Origin of the sequence: Hephaestia sp. MAHUQ-44 (assembly GCF_023806085.1) — a bacterium.
Lineage (GTDB): Bacteria > Pseudomonadota > Alphaproteobacteria > Sphingomonadales > Sphingomonadaceae > Sphingomonas.
Genome location: NZ_JAMSLX010000036.1, coordinates 1 through 1,348, shown reverse-complemented (window position 1 = coordinate 1,348; position 1,348 = coordinate 1). Strand labels below are relative to the sequence as shown.

Below are 1,348 nucleotides of genomic sequence, written 5' to 3'. Positions count from 1 at the left end.
TAGGCTCAGGATCTGTAATTTGCAGTAGCTTGGCAGCGGTCCCTTGAGGGTTTCAAGGATCTGTCCGCACTCGCCGATCTGGATCGGTGGTGCTGTATCGGGTTTCACAAGGTCGGGCGTTGCCTTGACTCGAAGCGGGCTTGGCAGCCCATCCGTTTACCTTCGCAGATCGTCCGACCCTGCGTTCCCTCGCGGGACGCCGCCATCGGGTCAGCTTGAGAGCCTCACCGCTGGCGTATTGCGTTTACCTCATCTCATACCTCGAACAAAGTGCCGTCGCGCAGCATGGCGTGCATGATGACGGCGAGGCGGCGGGCGAGCGCGACGCGCGCCTTTCGCAAGCCGCGCCGTCTGGCGATCTTCAGCGCCCAGCTCTTCAGCGCGCAGGTGGTTTTGGTGCGCGTCAGGATCGAGTTGGCCGCTTCATAGAGGAGCTTGCGCACCGTGCTATCACCCTGTTTGGTGATGCGCCCTGTCCAGTCGAGCTCGCCCGACTGGTGCCGGCGCGGGACCAGGCCGAAGTAGGCGCCCACCGTTCGCGATCGTTTGAACCGGGCCGCATCGTCGATGGCGGCGGCGAACGCGGCCGAGGTCTGCACGCCAACACCGGGGATACTCATCAGCGCCTGACACACCGGGGATGTCGCGCTGATCGCCTTGAGCTGGCGATCCAGTTGTCCGATCTGCTCGACCAGGCGCTCGCGCACGCCGAGCAACGATGCCACCGCTTCACCAAGCCCCGGAACAGCGGCGGCCGCGCGCATCCGTGCAAGGAACCGCTCGCCCTGGCCAATGCCGAGCCTGATCCCGAAGGTGGCGCACAGGCCACGGATGGTGTTGTCGAGCCGGACGCGCGCCTCGACCAGATGCCCGCGAGCGGTGATGACCGAGCGCACGCCGTGCGCCGCCGGCGACTTGACGTGCACCTCCTTGTAGAACCCGGTGCGCGCCAACTGCGCGAGCCCTGCCGCATCATGCGGATCGGTCTTGTTGGCCCTCATCGCCTTCAGGCTCTGATGCGCCTGTCGCGCGTCGATGCAGACGATGGCGACGCCCAACTCGCGCAGGCCCATCGCGATCGATGGCGTCATCCGGCCCGTCTCGATCACCGCGCGATCGACCGGGCCATGACGTTCCAGCGCCCCGGCGATCGCCTCCGGCGTGCTATCAACGCAGAGCGCCCCGACCTTGCGCCCATCGGCGTCGACGACGCAAACGTGCGACGTTTCCATCGACAGGTCGATCCCGGCATAGTGCTTCATGGCTGCTTCCTTCCTTCAGGCTTCGACAACCAGAAGTGTGCGCCGCTCAGCCGGCCCGAGGAAGCAGCCACAAATTACACGATGAC

1 protein-coding gene is annotated in these 1,348 nt (G+C 65.5%); it reads right to left on the bottom strand.

Going from position 1 to position 1,348, the window contains the following annotated elements; all coding sequences use genetic code 11:
- Positions 1 to 254: 254 nt before the first annotated feature.
- Complete coding sequence (locus NFE57_RS16565; RefSeq protein WP_252136695.1) at positions 255 to 1,262, bottom strand: IS110 family RNA-guided transposase; 1,008 nt, start codon at positions 1,260 to 1,262, stop codon at positions 255 to 257.
- Between the last annotated feature and the right edge of the window lie 86 nt (positions 1,263 to 1,348).